At 38.3% G+C, this 18,163-nt stretch carries 14 protein-coding genes; 10 read left to right on the forward strand and 4 right to left on the reverse strand.

Going from position 1 to position 18,163, the window contains the following annotated elements; genetic code table 11:
* Positions 1 to 505 precede the first annotated feature (505 nt).
* The 4 genes from ettA (at position 506) to HHO47_RS17960 (ending at position 4,395) form a co-directional block, all read left to right on the forward strand.
* Positions 506 to 2,179, forward strand: coding sequence for an energy-dependent translational throttle protein EttA (ettA, locus tag HHO47_RS17945; RefSeq protein WP_169021533.1), 1,674 nt, complete (start codon positions 506 to 508; stop codon positions 2,177 to 2,179).
* A gap of 132 nt (positions 2,180 to 2,311) precedes the next feature.
* Positions 2,312 to 2,674 (forward strand): PilZ domain-containing protein, encoded by a 363-nt coding sequence (locus HHO47_RS17950; protein WP_169021544.1) that lies wholly within the window; start codon positions 2,312 to 2,314, stop codon positions 2,672 to 2,674.
* Positions 2,675 to 2,740: 66 nt separating this feature from the next.
* Entirely contained in the window at positions 2,741 to 3,649 is a 909-nt protein-coding gene (locus tag HHO47_RS17955) for a histone deacetylase family protein (protein ID WP_169021534.1), read from the forward strand.
* Positions 3,650 to 3,720: 71 nt separating this feature from the next.
* The gene (locus tag HHO47_RS17960) at positions 3,721 to 4,395 is read left to right on the forward strand and encodes a hypothetical protein (protein WP_169021545.1); all 675 of its coding nucleotides are present in this window, start codon (positions 3,721 to 3,723) and stop codon (positions 4,393 to 4,395) included.
* A 224-nt stretch (positions 4,396 to 4,619) separates the two neighbouring features.
* Here HHO47_RS17960 and HHO47_RS17965 read toward each other — a convergent pair whose 3' ends face one another.
* The 3 genes from HHO47_RS17965 to tnpA form a co-directional block, all read right to left on the reverse strand.
* A complete protein-coding gene (locus HHO47_RS17965; protein ID WP_211183771.1) occupies positions 4,620 to 4,853 on the reverse strand; it encodes a hypothetical protein in 234 nt (77 codons plus the stop codon).
* A 95-nt stretch (positions 4,854 to 4,948) separates the two neighbouring features.
* A complete protein-coding gene (gene tnpB, locus HHO47_RS17970) occupies positions 4,949 to 5,296 on the reverse strand; it encodes an IS66 family insertion sequence element accessory protein TnpB (protein WP_169021535.1) in 348 nt (115 codons plus the stop codon).
* Complete coding sequence (tnpA, locus tag HHO47_RS17975; protein ID WP_169021536.1) at positions 5,296 to 5,592, reverse strand: IS66 family insertion sequence element accessory protein TnpA; 297 nt, start codon at positions 5,590 to 5,592, stop codon at positions 5,296 to 5,298. Before tnpA ends, tnpB begins: the two co-directional genes overlap by 1 nt.
* Before the next feature lie 350 nt (positions 5,593 to 5,942).
* Between tnpA and HHO47_RS17980 the strand changes: the two genes are divergently transcribed.
* From HHO47_RS17980 to HHO47_RS18005, 6 genes are read left to right on the forward strand one after another with little or no spacing between them, the layout of a single operon-like run.
* The gene (locus HHO47_RS17980) at positions 5,943 to 12,317 is read left to right on the forward strand and encodes a type I polyketide synthase (protein WP_169021537.1); all 6,375 of its coding nucleotides are present in this window, start codon (positions 5,943 to 5,945) and stop codon (positions 12,315 to 12,317) included.
* A gap of 46 nt (positions 12,318 to 12,363) precedes the next feature.
* Positions 12,364 to 12,792 carry a PaaI family thioesterase gene (locus HHO47_RS17985; RefSeq protein ID WP_169021538.1) on the forward strand — a complete coding sequence of 143 codons (429 nt, stop codon included), beginning with the start codon at positions 12,364 to 12,366 and terminating at the stop codon, positions 12,790 to 12,792.
* Between the two features lie 4 nt (positions 12,793 to 12,796).
* The gene (locus HHO47_RS17990; protein WP_169021539.1) at positions 12,797 to 13,582 is read left to right on the forward strand and encodes a thioesterase II family protein; all 786 of its coding nucleotides are present in this window, start codon (positions 12,797 to 12,799) and stop codon (positions 13,580 to 13,582) included.
* 9 nt (positions 13,583 to 13,591) lie between these two features.
* A complete protein-coding gene (locus tag HHO47_RS17995; RefSeq protein ID WP_169021540.1) occupies positions 13,592 to 15,469 on the forward strand; it encodes a GH3 auxin-responsive promoter family protein in 1,878 nt (625 codons plus the stop codon).
* Position 15,470: 1 nt separating this feature from the next.
* Entirely contained in the window at positions 15,471 to 16,508 is a 1,038-nt protein-coding gene (locus HHO47_RS18000) for an alpha/beta hydrolase (protein WP_169021541.1), read from the forward strand.
* Positions 16,508 to 17,674, forward strand: coding sequence for a mandelate racemase/muconate lactonizing enzyme family protein (locus HHO47_RS18005; RefSeq protein WP_169021542.1), 1,167 nt, complete (start codon positions 16,508 to 16,510; stop codon positions 17,672 to 17,674). The genes HHO47_RS18000 and HHO47_RS18005 overlap by 1 nt, the downstream gene beginning before the upstream one ends.
* 337 nt (positions 17,675 to 18,011) lie before the next feature.
* Here the strand turns inward: HHO47_RS18005 and HHO47_RS18010 are convergent, their stop codons facing one another.
* Entirely contained in the window at positions 18,012 to 18,158 is a 147-nt protein-coding gene (locus HHO47_RS18010; protein ID WP_348981675.1) for a transposase domain-containing protein, read from the reverse strand.
* Positions 18,159 to 18,163: the final 5 nt, after the last annotated feature.

Here is an 18,163-nt window from a genome sequence, read left to right on the forward strand (position 1 = left end):
AATTAGGCTCTCAAAAGAGAGTAATAGATCAAACCTAGGGTTCTGCGTCAAGCTTTTATTTACAAAAGCAAATCAAGTGGCTATTTAATGAGCGAGTTTAATTCAAATTAGGGGTGCGGAACAACAGCTACTAACTGCAACCCCAGCATAATAATTATAATCATCTTGAGCAAATGCATTTGTTGAGTATAGAGTTAAAAATAGTATTAAACTAGCTGTTGATTTAATCATTTTTATTCCTTTAATTTATTTGAAAATAAACTGTACCTTAAAACTAGCACAAAAAAAAGACAACCTACTTTAAAAAACAAATGCTTACAAAAACTTACATTATCCTTTCTATAACTAATTCCTAAAAAAGAAAAATGTTTTTAAATAGCGCCGCTAGCTCTTTCCTTTGACCAGAATGAGTCCGTAATCTAGCTACGCCATGCGTTGACTGTTTCACCTATCAACCACTACAATACAACATTGAAATTTTTATTATTATTTGAAGGCTCCTTCCATGGTTTTACCTGATAAGTTTATTTTCTCGATGAGTCGAGTATCTAAGGTTGTGCCACCTAAGCGCACTATCTTAAAAGATATTTCTTTGCATTTTTTCCCGGGCGCAAAAATTGGGGTACTTGGTTTAAACGGTTCTGGTAAATCAACGTTGCTACGTATTATGGCCGGCCTTGATCAAGAGTTTGAAGGTGAGGCTTATCCTCAACCGGGCACTAAAATTGGTTACTTACCGCAAGAGCCTATTCTAGATGAAAGTAAAACGGTTCGTGAAACTGTGGAAGAAGCAGTCAGCGAAGTTAAAAACGCATTAAGCCGTCTTGATGAAGTGTATAACGAATACGCGATGGAAGATGCTGACTTTGACGCACTTGCCAAAGAGCAAGGCGAGCTAGAAGCAATTATTCAAGCCCATGACGGCCATAATATTGACAACGTATTAGAGCGTGCCGCTGATGCGCTACGTCTGCCACCTTGGGATGCTAAAGTTGAAGTGTTATCAGGTGGTGAGCGTCGTCGTATCGCGATTTGTCGTTTATTACTTGAAAAGCCAGATATGCTTATTCTCGATGAGCCAACTAACCACTTAGATGCTGAATCAGTTGCATGGCTTGAGCGCTTCTTACATGATTATGAAGGCACCGTTGTTGCAGTAACCCATGACCGTTACTTCCTAGATAACGTAGCAGGTTGGATTTTAGAGCTTGACCGTGGTGAAGGTATTCCGTGGGAAGGTAACTACTCTTCTTGGCTTGAGCAAAAAGATGCCCGTTTACAACAAGAGCAAAAATCTGAAAAAGCGCGTCAAAAATCAATTGCACAAGAACTTGAGTGGGTACGTTCAAACCAAAAAGGTCGTCAAGCTAAGTCAAAAGCGCGTATGGCGCAGTTTAGTGAGTTACAACACTCTGATTACCAAAAACGTAATGAAACCAACGAGCTATTTATTCCACCTGGCCCGCGTTTAGGCGACCAAGTCATTGAAGTTAAAAACTTGAAGAAGAGCTTTGGCGATCGCGTGTTAATTGATGATTTAAGCTTTACTGTGCCTAAAGGTGCAATTGTTGGCATTATCGGTGCCAATGGCGCAGGTAAATCAACGCTGTTTAAAATGCTCAGCGGTGAAGACAAACAAGATAGCGGCGAAATTAACCTAGGTGAAACGGTTGAACTGGCAACTGTTGATCAGTTCCGTGGCAATATGGATGACAGCAATACTGTTTTCCAAGAAATTTCAAACGGCCAAGACGTACTTAAAATTGGTAACTTTGAATTCCAAAGCCGTGCCTATGTGAGTCGCTTTAACTTCAAAGGTAACGATCAGCAAAAATTTGTTAAAGACCTATCAGGTGGTGAGCGTAACCGTTTACACCTAGCTAAGCTATTAAAAGCCGGTGGCAACGTTATCCTGCTGGATGAGCCAACCAATGACTTAGACGTTGAAACATTACGTGCCCTTGAAAATGCTATTTTAGAGTTCCCGGGTAATGTGATGTGTATCTCGCATGACCGTTGGTTCTTAGACCGTATTGCAACGCATATTCTTGATTACCGTGATGAGGGCCAAATTAACTTCTTCGATGGTAACTACACTGAATATGAAGAATGGCTTAAAAAGACCTTAGGTGCAGCAGCAGCGCAACCTAAACGTATTAAGTATAAAAAGATAGGCTAGGCTCTAGGTTCTAAACATATTTTAAGCCCTGCATTTATGCCGGGCTTTTTATTTTTGAAAGAAATAAACGCTTGCTACAAGCGAGAAAAAAACAGGCTATACTTAATCCCAATACTCCTAAAAGGAATAATGATGGAAAACCGCCGACATTACACGCGCATTTTATTTTCAACTCCCGCGCATTTAACCAATAATACCCATAGTTACCCCTGCCAGTTGCTCGATATATCATTAAATGGCGCTCTGGTTAGTCGCAATAATGACTTTAACTTTACAAAAAACAGTAGTGCTATTCTTGCCTTTAAACTCCCGCAAAGTGAAGTAATCATCGCGATGACTGTTACTATTTGCCATATTGAACAGCAACATATAGGCTTAAAATGTACCCATATTGATATAGATAGTATTACCCATTTAAAGCGTTTAATTGAGTTAAATCTCGCTGACGATACACTACTGCACCGTGAACTTGAGGGTTTGATCCATGGTGCGTAAAGCAAGTAACTGGATTGAAATTGCCCTGTAGGTTACCCTAGAGAAAATTCGCAACACAATCTGACTATGGCTCTTAATCAACACTTACCGCTAGTTTATCACCCTAACTATTCGTTTAACTTTGATCCTAACCATCGTTTTGTAATGAGTAAATTTGCCCATTTATACCAACAAGTAAAAACACTTGGTTTGGCGAATAGTAACCTAATAATACCTCAACTTGGCAGCCCTGAGGCGCTTGAATCGGTACATTGTGATAATTACATTCAAGATTTATGGCATAACCGTTTAGATGATAAAGCCATGCGTCGTATTGGGCTACCTTGGTCTGAACAATTAATGGCACGAACTTTTACCGCACCTCAAGGCACGTTGCAAACTGCGCGCTTAGCTCTTGAGCACGGCATTGCATGCCATTTAGCCGGCGGTACACACCACGCTCACACCGATTTTGGCTCTGGCTATTGTATGGTCAACGATTTAGCCTTTACGGCACAAACACTGATCCAATCAGGCGAAATAACCAATGTATTGATTTTTGACTTAGATGTACACCAAGGCGATGGCACCGCAGCCATGTTACAACACCAACCTTATGCCTATACCTGCTCGATTCATTGTGAAAAGAATTTTCCATTTCGCAAATCAACCAGCGATCTCGACATTGGTTTAACTAATAATATGCAAGATGATGAATATTTAGGGGTTGTTGATGATACCTTGCGCTTTTTACTCAGAGAACTTAACCCTGATTTAGTGCTTTATGATGCAGGTGTCGATATTTGGCAGCAAGATGGTTTGGGCAAACTTGATATTAGCTGGCAAGGCATTGAAAAACGTGATCACTTAGTGTTTAAGCGCTGTATTGAGCATAATACACCAGTGGCAAGCGTGATTGGCGGAGGTTATGACAGAGATCACTTGCGCCTTGCAAAACGCCATTCCATTGTCGTAGAGCAAGCTGCACAATTTTAAAAGCAGAGTATAAAACTACTAAAACAGTATTTTTGACTACACTTTTAATTCATACCTTTATTGAGAGCATTATGCGACTGTTGTTTATTTTGTTACTTGCATTTATGTCGAGTATTGCCAGCGCCGAAGAAGAAGCTGTAAAAGAAGAACTCCCGCCGATTAACCCAGCTTACAATGCAGAGCATGCTATGGTGCTCGTTAATCAAGGTTCGCGTATTTTTGCAGTTAACTTACCGACTTATAAATTACCTCACGATGTGCAAATTGTTTATCAAATTGAAAACCCAGATGTCGCTTTTTTAAGCCTGATACGTGATGCAGAGCTTATTACTATCAAACCACAACCGTTTAATATTCAACGCCTAATGCGCGGCGAAGAACTAACAATTACGGCAGAGGTGTATGCCGGACACTACCAGCGCGATGGCAGTTTGGTTTATCAACATAGACCTATTGTAATGAGTAAATTACTTTATGCGCGGGAATTAACTGATTTGAACGAATCATCGCAGTGGCAAGAATACGACATGATCACCCTCAAAAATAATGAGCGAATTTATATCCATAAAATAACCCAAGCACCGAGTTTTAATCACCTTATTTTTGCAGATTTAACCAATGCCTGTTTGCAAAAATTTCGCACATCAAAACGCGTCCCAAATGCTAGCGAATTAACCTATAAATTTGCCAACTGTGGCACCTTAAAGCCGCTCTATTTTGATGTTGAAGGTTTGCAGAAAAAGTGATTCAAAGCCAATTTATACTGTGAGTAGCTAATCAGTAACCCACATATCACGTACTAAAGGCAATGTCACGAGCCTCCTCAATAATAAACATATGAGCGCCCATCACTGCCATAAAGCTGTACCCAATATCCACCCAACTGAAAGTATACATTTTCCACTTCAACACCTTTACCACGCCAATAATCACTTGTTATAGCCCTACTCTCCTTCTACAGTTATTTTTTTCATTGATAGCGCTTTATCTGTTCATCAAGAATATCTTCAGCTTCATTGAATACTTCGCCTGCACCCGGCATCTTTTCAGATTTCTTGGCATACTCTTTGGCAAGTTTTGCGTTATAAGCTTGCAGTAATTCGTGAATTTGCGCGTCTTTTTCAGCAACGACTTGTTGCAACTCAAGCACCATGCGCTTGAGTTGTTCTAGGTCGTCAGGAAGTGAGTGTGCATCAATTTTCATGTTCGCAATTTAACAGAATTTGACGTTGTTTTCTTGCTTGAGGCAAAGATAAAACAGACGGTGTGGCAACGATCATTTACTGTCAATATGATCAATTAGATCATCGATTTATACTGCAATTCTTCATGACCAAGCACATCATATCCCGACAACAACCAATCCAGTTGCTCTGGACTGAGCTCAAATTCTTGCAGACTGGCTTTGTTTGGCCATTTAAACTTTTGTTTTTCTAACCGCTTGTACCACAAAGCAAAGCCCGTCTTATCCCAGTAAACCAGCTTGAGTTTATCCTTCGCTTTGTTGCAAAATAAAAATAAAGCGCCAGTATAGGCATCACGTTCAAGCTCACCCTCAACGAGTGCGACCAGACCATCAATGGATTTTCGAAAATCCACAGCATCGCGGTGTAAGTAAATACGCGCGGGTTCAACAAACATTTTCATCAGGCAAGCTCGCGTAGTAATTGGCCTAGATAAGATGCAGGCGTTGCGGGAGGCAAACTGACTTTTACTTTACCGACTTTGAGGGTTATTGGCTGTTGCGGTTCGATGACATCGACGTGTTTCGTGACTTTAGCGCGAACAAAGCTGCCTGATGATTCATTCCGCTTACTTCGTGCCGCATAAAACGTTGTTTTTGATAAAGCATGTTGCTGGCAAAACTCAGTAATAGTTAAATCGCTGGCTTGTTGTTCTTCAATAATACTGCGCCATTGTTCAAGGCTGCATGTTTTTCTCATGACTATCACCTCATTGAAATTCGGAAATAGCTTAATCATTTTGACGAGTTACTGGCAGGTGCATTTTGCTAGACGCTTACTTACCTTTTACTATAAAAGTCAAAAAGAAAGACCCTACTCACTTTCTCTACACATTTCATTACGTGATTTTTTAGATTTATAACAATGAAGCCACAAAAGGTACAATTTTTGATTGCTTGTAAGATTCTGGAAAACTTTTTATTTTATATTATGCAATGATAGTCAAAAGGAATTAATGCGGAAGCCCCTTAATTTCAATTGGTTATTTTTTTGTTGAAAATAGTTTTGTTTTTTAAATGCAGCAATCGGAATAAGGGAATTAGTTAGCGATGAAAGAGTGTAAAGAACATCAAAATTTAAATCATCAATTTGCCATAATTGGAATGGGTTGTAGATTTCCTGGGGGATGTGACTCCCCAGATTTGTTTTGGCGAAATATTCTTGATGGTGTTGATTGTATAAGTGATGTACCTAAAGATAGGTGGGACATTAGAAAGTTCTATGATGAAAATAGAAATAAGCCAAGCAAGATGCATACGCTTCAAGCAGGTTTTGTTAATCAAGATTTGCGAACATTTGACCCACTTTTCTTCGGTATCTCACCACGTGAAGCTGAGATAATGGATCCTATGCAGCGCATGTTACTTGAGGTGACATGGGAAGCCTTCGAAAATGCGGGGCTAACGACGCAACAACTGCAAAATTACCAAACAGGAGTGTTTGTTGGCGGCTTCGCAATAGATAGCAAAACAATTCAATTAGATAGTTTAAATCAACACACAATTAATTCGCATACACCAATGGGTATAACGCTCGCACTGCTTTCAAACCGAATCTCCCATGTGTTCAATTTGAAGGGGCCTAGTTTAACGATTGACACTGCTTGTTCTTCTTCCGTTGTTGCTCTTCATTATGCTTTACAGAGTATGAGAAATGGTGACTGTGATTTAGCAATTGTTGGTGGAGCAAACAGTATGATGTCGCCTTCCTATCCAATAGCTATGAGTAAAGGTCAGTTTCTTTCACCACATAGCCGATGTAAAGCCTTCGACTCTGATGCTGCAGGATACGTTAGGGCTGAAGGAGCTGGGGTTATTATTATAAAACATTTGGATCAAGCAATTCTTGATGGCGATAACATCGAAGCGGTGATTGTAGATTCTGGTGTAAACCAAGATGGTCGTACTCCTGGAATTACTTTACCAAATCCGATATCACAACAATATTTGATAGAGCAAGTGTATCAACGCAGTGGGATCACACCGAATGAGATCAGTTACATAGAGGCTCACGGAACAGGTACAAAAGCAGGGGATCCTGTAGAGTTATCAGCAATAGCTAAAGCGTTCGAAACTCGAAATGACAAATGCTTTGTTGGTTCTGTAAAAACAAATATAGGGCATTTGGAAGCAGCCTCTGGTGTTGCAGGCATCATCAAAGCCACAATGACTTTAAGAGATAAAAAAATTGCACCAAATTTGCATTTTAATAACCCAAATCCTGATATCCCATTTAATTCCATTCCACTTGAAGTCCCCACAAACATTCACCACCTAGAAAAAAACAAAGTCCATTATGCCAGTGTCAACTCTTTTGGTTATGGTGGTGCAAATGGTCATGTGCTATTGCGAAACCTCGCTGAGGGCGAATTAAATCCGCGTCTTGGTGAAGCCGTTGAGCGACCTTTTTATCTAATTTCGATCTCAGCTAAATCGTCCTTAGCTCTAAAGCAACTGGCATTTAAATATGCAGAGTTTATTGCAAGTGAAATGAATGATAGTAGTGAGTGTTCACTTGGTGACTTAGCATATACTCTCAATGAGCGGAGAACTCATTTAACACACAGAGCCTGTTTTGTCGTGACAGACAAATTAGACTTTTTTGAACAATTGTATAAATTTGCCTCGGATCAAGAGCATGAAAATATACTTGGTGAGTTCAACGCAAGTAATCAGCCTGAAATCAGTTATGTATTTTCTGGTATGGGACCGCAATGGTGGAAAATGGGTCAAGAATTGTATCATAATTCTGACGTTTTCAGAGCCAGTATTGATGAAATTGATGAAGTTTTCCAACGTGTCGCTGGTTGGTCAGTCAAAGAGCAAATGCTGAAAGAAGAATCTGCTTCCTTAATGCATAAAACTGAGATAGCTCAGCCTGCAAACTTTGCCCTTCAAGTTTCACTCAGCAAACTTCTTGAGTCTCATGGAGTTTATCCGTCAGCCATTGTTGGACATAGTGTTGGTGAAGTCAGTGCAGCTTATATATCAGGGGCATTGACATTACATGATGCTTGTCTAGTTAGTTTTCATAGAAGCAGGCTCCAGCAAAAATGTGCTGGGTTAGATGGGGGCATGTTAGCTGTTGGTTTATCAGAGTCAGACATTACAGCGTACCTACAAGATCAGCAAGGTGTAGATATTGCGGCTGTGAACTCTCCGACATCCTTAACACTAGCAGGAAACCTATCTGACCTCCATGTTCTATCCGAGAAATTAAAAGAAGCTGGGGTGTTTTATAAATTCTTGCGCGTCGAAATTGCTTATCACAGCGAACATATGTCTGAAATAGAGCAAGAATTAAAATCCGTCTTGTCAGGGATAAAACCAACTAGGAGTCTTGTTCCTCTATATTCCACCGTAACTGGTGAGCTAATCAGTGGGCAAGAATTAGATGCTGACTATTGGTGGAAAAACGTTCGCCAACCTGTTTTATTCAATGCTGTAGCCAAAAAGTTAATGCAAGATAATACAGGATGCTTCATTGAAATTAGCGCCCATCCAGTTCTTTCAGGATCACTAAAGGAAATCACTTCATCGGAAGGAAAAATATCTTCAATTGTGAGTACTTTAAGCCGGAATAAACCAGAAGTTGAAACATTCTATTCTAACTTAGGGCTACTACATTGTGCTGGGGTATCACTCAACTGGAGTTCACTTGCAGCCAGTAACGCTCGATTTGTTTCTCTACCTAATTACCCTTGGCAACGTGATTACTACTGGAACGAGACTAAAGCTTCAATTGAGTACAGAGTTGGAAATAATGGCTATGTATATTTAAATGAAAAAGTCGATGATCCATTAGAAACATGGCAGGTTGAGGTGAATAGATATCTAATGCCATACCTAAATGATCATAGAGTCAATGATAAAGTTGTATTTCCAGGAGCTGGTTTTATTGACGCAATTTTGTGTATGCACAGTCAGGTATTTGATACAAATCATGCTTCAATTTCCAATGTGAAAATTGGGTCCATGTTGATAGTGGCGCCAGATGAACTTCCAAATATGCGAATACAATTCGATTCAAATTCAAATAATGTGAGTATTTGCAGTAGAAATATTGCTAATGAGGAAGCTTCTTGGCGTACAAACGCAACGGCATTATTACTAAGTAAACCAAGAGCGATATTAAATACAACTTATGATTTGGAGACATTGAGAAGCAGCGTAACTAAGAAGATTGATGTCGATGAATTCTATGCTCGATTAAATAAATTAGGGTTGCAATATGGTCATTACTTTAAAGTTATCAGAGAGTTGTATACTGACAATAATCGAGTAGTGGCAAAAATCGTTCCGGTCGAAGAAATTGAGAATGAAGCTGGAGATTATAGGTTACATCCTTCGATTTTGGATGCAGCTTTTCAATCATTGATTATGCTGACAGCTGATGATAGGGCTTATGTACCTGTTAGTGTTGAATCACTTGATCTTATCGAAATACCAGAAGGTGAGTGTTGGATAGTTGCAGAGTTAGCTGGATCTAACGAACGCAGTGTATTTTGTGATATTAGTGCTCTCAACTCTGATGGGCAAGTGTTTTTTAAAGCGAAAAATGTAACGTGTACAGCGTTAGCAAATGAATTGCCGACAAGCAAAGAACAAGGAAATTGCCTTTATTATCCGGAATGGCATGTATTAGAAAAAGGGAACACTAATACGGCGGGAATAACAAGCCATCAGGTAGTGTTACTCGCCGATAATTCCCTGATGTGCAGGATGATATCTGAAACTTTTAATAAGCTTAACGTTAATTATGTTGTACTTAATTCAAGTTCTACTTCAAAGTTTGAAGGCGCTCTCTTAGACCAATATGTAGAGACATTATCAAAGAGCTCAATAGATGATGCCTTGGAATTAGTTCCTTACTTTTCACCAACACTAGTGTTGGACTTTTGGAGTTTTAACATATTAAAGTCAAACTTGGATCTATCTGAAATAATATCAACACATTGCTTTAACATGAGAAACTCTGTTTTATCTGTGGATGATTTTGTTCAAGGGAACGAATTTAAATATGTCAAGTTTACTAAATTCGCCCAGCCAATAGATTTCCAGAGTGAAAACTTAGATCTCAGCTCAGCAGCTTTAATTGGGCAATTACCTTTAATCATGAATGAATATTCTAATATCAATGCGGTTAGTATTGATCTGGACGTTGATTTAAGTGGTGATGAACTATTGTCTCTATTAGACTACTTGGTTGCCGAAAATGTAGAAAATGAAATAGTAATCCGACGAGGAACTAAATACATTAAGCGAATTGTTGAAAAGAAAGCTGATACTCTTGAATATTACGAGGATAGAATTGAGTCTAAACACCCAATCCGTTATGTAAATGCTGGTCCACATTCGTATTACGAACATATTATACAGCAAAGATTAAAACCAGGCTTCGTACGGATCCACGTTGCAACGTCTCTATTAGAAAAAAGTGATTTGAATATTGATTCAAGTGGATTCGATAAAATAAAACGGGGAAAGTTCGTGAATGAATTATCCACGGAAATTATAGGCTGGGTAACCGGATCGAGCTGTGATAGTTTTGCTGTTGGAGATCAAGTCATTGCTCTTTGCCCAAATGGCGGACTTGCAACTGAAGTTGTTGTAGCAAAGGAAGTGGTTCACTTGGCTCCTGCTTCTTTTAGTTTAACTCGTAGTTACTGTGTTTCAGCGTTCATGTTGGCGTATTATGGCTTGATAGAAATAGCTCAATTGAAGTCAAATCAGCGCCTTTTAATTCATGATGTCACGTCTAGTATAGGGATGGCTGCATTAAATATTGCTCGCAAGAGCAATGCTCAAATTTACGCTACAGTTTTAAATGAATCGCTTCTTAGTACGGCTTCTGAGCTGGGGATTAAGAAGGTATTCAGTCTTGATTCCTTCCAATTTATAGATACCTTGAGTGAGGAGTTATGTGGATCTGGCTTGAACCTAATTTTTGGAAGCGCAGCTCCCGAGGTTAGAAATCTAAGCATTGACCTTTTAGCTCCATTTGGCCGCTATATTGACGTCCTAGAACAAGCTAGCGCACTAACAATTTCAGATAAAAACCTTTGGAAAAATATCGCATATAACGTTGTCAACATGACAACTTTGTTTGCATATCAGACGGACAAAGTTGGAGAGTTATTATCGAAATCAATTGAGTATATAGAACAAAACCGGATCCAAGCTTTAGAAGTTCCAATTTATCAGCCTGATCAAGTTCAGTTCGCGATTGAAGAGTTGAAATCTGGCAAGGTGTTGAGCCATTGCCTTATCAAATATGACCAAGAAACTATTTTAAGTCGAATTCAAAAGTCGAGACATTGGCTAACCAATAATAGTACTTACATTATTACTGGTGGAACGTCTGGCTTTGGTTTAGATGTTGCTAAGCAACTTGCAGCTTGGGGTTGTCGAAAGTTAATACTACTTAGTCGTTCAGGAGGTAAAAGCGCAGAGTACTTACGTGAACTCCCATGGTTTGAAAATTTGAACTGTCAGGTAGAAGCCAGAGCGATAGACATAGCGGATAGTTCTCAGGTCTACAAGTTATTCGCAGAATTAGACAATTCTAAATCACCAATTAAAGGCATCATTCACAGCGCTGGAGTATTGCATGACATACAGTTGTCTAAGATATCAAAGGAGGATTATCAAAAAGTATTACGGCCAAAAGTTGAAGGAGCTTTAAATCTGCACAATGCATCTTTAAATCTACAATATGGTGAAATCGAAACTTTTGTGTTGTTTTCTTCTGTTTCTTCAATTGTTGGGAATCCAGGTCAATCAAATTATGTTGCAGCGAATTGCTTTTTAGACGCGTTTGCATTCTACCGAAGAAGTAAAGGATTAGTTGCCACGACAATCAATTGGGGAGCATTAGCTGATGCTGGAATGGTGTCCAGAGATAAGGCTGTGGCAGAAATACTGAAGCAACAGGGTATTAATACTATTAAAAGCGAGTATGCGTTACAACAATTGGATTTCGCGATCGCTAATAATGACGTTCAAGTAGGTGTTCTTGATGTTGATTGGGAGCGTTGGTTCAACTCGAATCCAACAGCGTTAAAATCCACTAGATTAAAGCAGCTAAAATCTGTTGTCAGTACACGCGATTTGACATCCCCATACCATGCAATATATCAAGAGCTGGAAAGTCTTGATGCAGATAGCAGACAGAAACGCTTTGAAATCGCGATTGCGGAGCAAGTAGCTAAACTGCTGAATTTGAAAACCTCTCAACTGAGTGTTTCACAAAGTCTCAGTACTTTGGGTGTTGACTCACTAACAACTAATTTACTAAGTGTTCAACTAAGAGAAATGTTGGATATAAGAGTTACTAGTATGGAGTTGTTAAGTGGCCCATCTATCGCTCAGCTTGCGAAGATCCATTTAGAACAATTCTTTGGTGAAAAAATTATCCCAGCTTAAATTCATAAAGCCTCTGTATTCAGAGGCTTATTTTTAAGGACTATAAATGAAAAACTTAACAGGATTACAATTGCTACAAGCCATGGTTGACGGCGAAATCCCAAATAAGGGGTTAATGGCCAATGTTAACTTTTCTCAAGTAAAAATAGCTAGAGGGAAATTTGGCTTTACCTTTTACCCAACTGTAGAACACATCAACTTACAAGGAACAGTGCATGGTGGATTTTTAGCAACAATCATCGATACAGTAACCACCAGTTCATTACTCACCTTGCTTGGCCCTAATACCGCTGTTGTGACATTAGATTTACGTTGCGATTTTTATAAACCTGCGGCCCCAGGTTCGACACTTTCAGCAATAGCAGATGTTGATTCAGTTGGACGTACGGTAGGTTTTGCCCATGCAAAAATATTAGACTCGAACAATCAAGTGATAGCGAAAGGAAGCGTTACTTGTTCTTTAATTGCAGGATAAATTTATGATTGACTTAAAAACTATGGATATGAATGACAGCGCTATCAGTAAGATAAATCAACATAGATGGCTGCAGTATTTTCATACCCCACCCAACGAGAACATTAGGCTTGTATGTATCCCTTATGCGGGCGGCAACGTAAGTACTTTTAAGGACTGGCAAAAGCACTTAGGTGAAAAAGTAAGTGTATGTGGTGTTAAATTGGCAGGTAGAGATGAGCGGAAGCAGGAACCTTATGCGATAAGTATTCATAAAGTTGCTCAAGAGCTCTGTGATACTCTTAAAACTCTTAACCAACCAATAGCAATATTTGGTCATAGCATGGGCGCTCTCATTGCTTATGAAACTTGCCGAAGGCTATTTGAATCAGGGAAGAAAGTTGAACACCTTTTTTTATCAGCTAGAGCTGCGCCGTCTTTTAAGCAAAAACGCAAATGGTCAAAGGTGTCTGATAAAGATCTTCTAAACCATATTAAGCTGCTGGGAGGCACTGATTCAAGGCTACTTCATGATAATGATGCTATGAGGTTTCTACTTCCTACTATTAGATCTGACTATGCAATGTTAGAGAATTATAGACCTTCAAGTCTACTTGAATTAAATCCCACGGCTACAACTCTATTAGCTTCTGATCAGGATTCTTTTGCTACGATAGAACAAATAACTGCTTGGGAGGGTTATTTTAAAGACAAGCCGAACTTGGAGGTGTTTAGTGGAGATCACTTTTTTATAAATTCATTGACACCTCAATTAATTAAAACAATTCAAAAAAGCTTATTTGGTGAGTAGGAAATAAATATGAAACGGTATAACAGAACGCAAATTTCTAAGAAAACCGGAATTAAAGATGTAACAAACGAGTTTTTATTAGATTTGATATTAAACTTTAAATACTGCTTAATTTTTACCACTATCTCAATTAGGGCAATATTAGGATTACCTAGCCTTTTTATCAGAGAAAAGTTTTTAAAAACAATTGAATTAACAATAAGAAAGATCAAAATGGAATCTGACTTTGCTGCAGGAGGAGAAAAAAGTTTAGGTAAATTCAATGCAAAGACTAAAAATTGCAGACATTACCAATTGAAATTATTAGCAAAAATATTGAAAGATAATCAAGCAACTGAATTTGGAAAAGCGCACAACTTCAGCAGAATAAGTACTATTGAAGAGTATAGATCTAATATCGCACTCCAGAGTTATGATGATTTAATGCCTTACATTGAAAGGCATCTTCAAGGGGAAAGTAACGTTCTTGTTAGTGATAAAGTTGCCTTTTATGCAACTACTAGCGGAACTACTGGAAAACCTAAATATATACCAACAACAGCACAGACCATCAAGTGTAGTAATGAGGTTAGTGCAAGGATTTGGTCATACTCTTTATATAAAAACAAAGTCGGTGCTTTTGATGGAAAAATGGTAGTAATTGTATCCTCCGCTCAAGAAGGTTTTGTACCGGATGGCACTCCATTTGGCTCTACTTCTGGACAATACGTGAAGAACCTCAATGAATCTCTTCAGCAACGATACGTGGTTCCATACGAAGTGTTTGAAATCAAAGATTACTCTGCACGATACCATGCAATTCTCTTACTCGGGATAATTGAACCTAATACTACAATGCTATCATCAGCAAACCCATCTACCCTACTTATATTAGCCAAAAAGTGCAATGAATTTAAACAGCGATTATTTAATGACTTAATAAATGGTTACATAGATCTATCTCTAGATATTCCAATTCATACAAGAAACATAATTAATAGCAAGTTAAAACCTTCACCGTTGTTGGTTAAAAGGCTTGAAGAGTGTATTGAGCAAGACCCTGAAAAGTATCTTAGACCTATTCATTTTTGGCCAAATCTTAATGTTATCACTTGTTGGCAAGGGGGTAATTGTGGGCTTTATGTAAGTCAGCTTCCATCCTGGTATGGTAACTTACCTTTGAAGGACCTTGGTTACCTTGCATCTGAAATACGAGGTACTATACCTTTGGATATAAATAGCTCTGATGGAGTGTTGACAATAGATGAAAACTTTTTTGAGTTTAAAGAGGTTAATACAAATGATCAGGTTTTTTTATTAGCGGATGAACTGGAAATTGGGAAGCAATATTATATTTACTTTACCAATAACTCTGGTTTATATCGTTATGATATTAACGACATTGTTGAAGTAACAGGTTTCCACGGAACAACTCCAAAAATAAAATTTATACAGAAGGGTAAAGGAGTTACAAATATTACAGGCGAAAAGCTATATGAGAATCAAGTAATAGAGGCAATAAAAGAAGCTGAAAGGAAGTTAGATTTAAAAACTGCATTTTATTATTTAATGGCTTCGGTCAAAGAGAGTAAGTACATACTATATTGTGAGTTTCTATCTGATAACTTGAGTTCATCGATGCTTAAAAACTTTGTTGAAGAGGTTGAATGCCAACTACGAAAAGTAAATATTGAGTATACTGCAAAAAGAGACTCAATGAGGTTGGGTATGTTGGAGCTCGTAGTTCTTGGTGAGCGCTCCTTTGAAAGGACAAAAGAATATTACGTTAGCAAGGGAGTTAGGGAAGGTCAATTTAAGCACTCTGTTTTGGGAATTGATGAGAGTCCGGTATCTATGCTAAAGGTAGTTAGAAACCTATCGCCAGAAGAAATCTGTGAGGTTATTTGATATGAGATTAATAAGATTTTTATTTCTTTCTTTTTTATTCCATCTATCAAGCGTGAACGCTGAAGATGTACAATTTTTTCCATTGCAGAACCATTCTGGAAAATATAATCATCTTGTTTTTGAAGATGACATTCATAAATACAAGATAAAATATACTAAATGGGATGCAAAGATAAGCAATGGAAATATAATTATCTATAACCACGGCCTACAGAGTCATCGTGCTTGGTTTAATGCAAGCGCGGAATATCTTTCCATTCTTGGGTATACGGTATATGCATTTGACCGAATTGGATCAGGTGAATCAAGTGATGGTGTTTCAATTGACTGGAGGGAAGATGAGGAAGGTAATCTAAGTCAGCATTATATAAAGAAAAAAGGAAATATTGAAACTTGGAAACTTTTTACAGAAACATTGGATAGAATGGTCGCCTTAGCTGCACATGAAAATGAAGGGGAGAAGATAAACATATTGGCAAATAGCTTTGGTAGTAATATTTCTACAGCATATATAACAGAATACAAGCCTAACCACTTGTCAAAGGCTATCTTTATGGCGCCAGCCTTTTTTTCAAAGCTACCTTTACCTTTTTCCATTGAGGAGTTAATTACCTCCAAAGTTGGGACTTATTTTGATACTGTTATACCAAGTGTTGATGGTGACAATGGTGCGGGAATGTTTACATCTGACCCATTCTATTTTTACGCTATAAAAAATGACAAATACTCTATCAGGCAAATTACAAGAGAGTTTTATTTTGAAATTCAAAGCCTTAATACTTTCAACCAACGCTTTATTGATGACAATCAGTTTTTACAAGATTTACCAAGGTTGTACATGTTAGTTCAAGATGATGTGATGATGGATAATGAAAAAACATTGTCTTATATAACAACTCTTGGCGGTCATTCATTAACCAAGATATATAATGAAGGTTTAGGAGGTTTCCACTATTTGACTTTTACCCCAAGTATGCAAACAGCACTCCTCGATATACATAGCTTTATTATGGAAGATCAAGTTTCGGGAGCGTTTTAATGTTCACTATTTCTAAATGTATATTGAGGGAAACTTATATACCTTTCAATGTTTCGTTTTCACATGCAACATTTAGCCGTAATCATGTTAAAGGTATTATAGTCGAATTGCATTCGTCGAATGGCTTTTCTGGATATGGTGAGGTTTTGCCCAGAGATTATGTTTCAGGAGAGACCCATGAAAGTGTTTGCTATCATCTTTTGAACAATATCTTCCCAAAAATGCGAGGTTTGAAGATTGCTGACTACGAAGAGCTTGTCGCTTGGATAAATAACTATTATTACACGAACTCAGAATTAGAAACCAATGAAACATGTGCTAAGACGGCTGTTGAAATAGCACTTCTCGACTTATTTTCGAAGTCGGTTGGGAAATCTCTGCTATCTTGCCTTGGTGGCAATGATAATAGCTTGAAAAATATTGAATATAGTGCAATTTTTTCATCTGGCTCAGAAGCTACTTACAGGCAATATTATGATGCGTTCTCTCCTTTTCAATTTAGACAATTCAAATTTAAGGTAGGGTTAAATATTCAGCAAGAGCTACAAATGGTAGCTAGATTACGGAGTGACTTTGGTAATGATATTCAAGTTCGCATTGATGCTAATGGTGGTTGGAGTTTTGAGGAAGCAGCAGAATATTTGCCTCAATTTGCAGACTTAGGTGTTGTTTGTTGTGAACAACCGCTCCACCACAAAGAACGATTATTTTTACCAAAATTGAATAAGGAATTTGGTGAGCAAATTCTTTTATGTGCGGACGAATCGCTTTGTACGATAGATGATGCTATTTGGTTGGCCGAAAACAAAGCTGTTTCGGTATTTAATCTTCGAGTATCGAAAAACGGCGGCATTTTAGATACTTTAAAATTGGCTGACATTGCGTCAAAGTACGGGATTTCTTGTCAACTAGGGAATCAGGTTGGTGAAACTTCTATATTGGCCCGGGCAGGACAAATCGTAGCTGCCCTAAGGGGGGGGTTTCTGTTTCATGAAGGCGCATTTGGATGCATGTTGCTTCAAAACGATGTTTGCTCTCATTCTGTTCAGTTTGGTCATCGTGGAAGCTATGTCGTTAAGGATATTCTCTCACAACCAGGTCTGGGTATAAATGTATCTGATACTAAACTGGACATTATTACAAAAGAAATACACCAAGTAGGTTAGAGGCTGTTGATATTTGCTGTACATACTCACTCAGCATTATATAGACAGCCACACAAACATGAATGCCAGCGATACCATGCTGGCATTGTTCAAGCTCTTTAATTTTTTTAACATCAGAAGCAGAGAGCTCCAATTTGGAAATAGCTTAATCGGTTTGACGAATTACTGACAGGTGCATTTTGCTAGACGCTTACGATATAGCTGCCTTACGGAGTTTTTCAAGTTAGTTGTCGCCTCAAGTTAAATTTTATGCCGCCCGCATTTCTTCTTTTTTCTCAGGATTTAAATTTACTTCCTTTATCATTGACCAGTCTCGTGATTTTCCGTAAGCGTATAGCTAACGACACCTAGCTTTGCTAATGTTCCAAGGTAGCAGTGGCTCAAGGTTATCTGGCTGCTCAGCAAGGTGCTGTAAGCAAGTAGTGATATAGTCATGCACCACAAGGTCATTTGCCTTTGCGGTTTCAACAAGACTATAAAGTATGGCGC

Origin of the sequence: Pseudoalteromonas arctica (assembly GCF_012927645.1) — a bacterium.
Lineage (GTDB): Bacteria > Pseudomonadota > Gammaproteobacteria > Enterobacterales > Alteromonadaceae > Pseudoalteromonas > Pseudoalteromonas arctica_A.

Bases quoted from the DNA above. Each gene is read 5' to 3' on its own strand.
- tnpB (WP_169021535.1), bottom strand. From the start codon at position 5,296: ATGAAAATGTTTGTTGAACCCGCGCGTATTTACTTACACCGCGATGCT.
- HHO47_RS17965 (WP_211183771.1), bottom strand. From the start codon at position 4,853: ATGAAAATTGATGCACACTCACTTCCTGACGACCTAGAACAACTCAAG.
- tnpA (WP_169021536.1), bottom strand. From the start codon at position 5,592: ATGAGAAAAACATGCAGCCTTGAACAATGGCGCAGTATTATTGAAGAA.
- HHO47_RS17950 (WP_169021544.1), top strand. From the start codon at position 2,312: ATGGAAAACCGCCGACATTACACGCGCATTTTATTTTCAACTCCCGCG.
- HHO47_RS17980 (WP_169021537.1), top strand. From the start codon at position 5,943: ATGAAAGAGTGTAAAGAACATCAAAATTTAAATCATCAATTTGCCATA.
- HHO47_RS18005 (WP_169021542.1), top strand. From the start codon at position 16,508: ATGTTCACTATTTCTAAATGTATATTGAGGGAAACTTATATACCTTTC.
- HHO47_RS17990 (WP_169021539.1), top strand. From the start codon at position 12,797: ATGATTGACTTAAAAACTATGGATATGAATGACAGCGCTATCAGTAAG.
- HHO47_RS18000 (WP_169021541.1), top strand. From the start codon at position 15,471: ATGAGATTAATAAGATTTTTATTTCTTTCTTTTTTATTCCATCTATCA.
- ettA (WP_169021533.1), top strand. From the start codon at position 506: ATGGTTTTACCTGATAAGTTTATTTTCTCGATGAGTCGAGTATCTAAG.
- HHO47_RS17985 (WP_169021538.1), top strand. From the start codon at position 12,364: ATGAAAAACTTAACAGGATTACAATTGCTACAAGCCATGGTTGACGGC.
- HHO47_RS17995 (WP_169021540.1), top strand. From the start codon at position 13,592: ATGAAACGGTATAACAGAACGCAAATTTCTAAGAAAACCGGAATTAAA.
- HHO47_RS17960 (WP_169021545.1), top strand. From the start codon at position 3,721: ATGCGACTGTTGTTTATTTTGTTACTTGCATTTATGTCGAGTATTGCC.
- HHO47_RS17955 (WP_169021534.1), top strand. From the start codon at position 2,741: ATGGCTCTTAATCAACACTTACCGCTAGTTTATCACCCTAACTATTCG.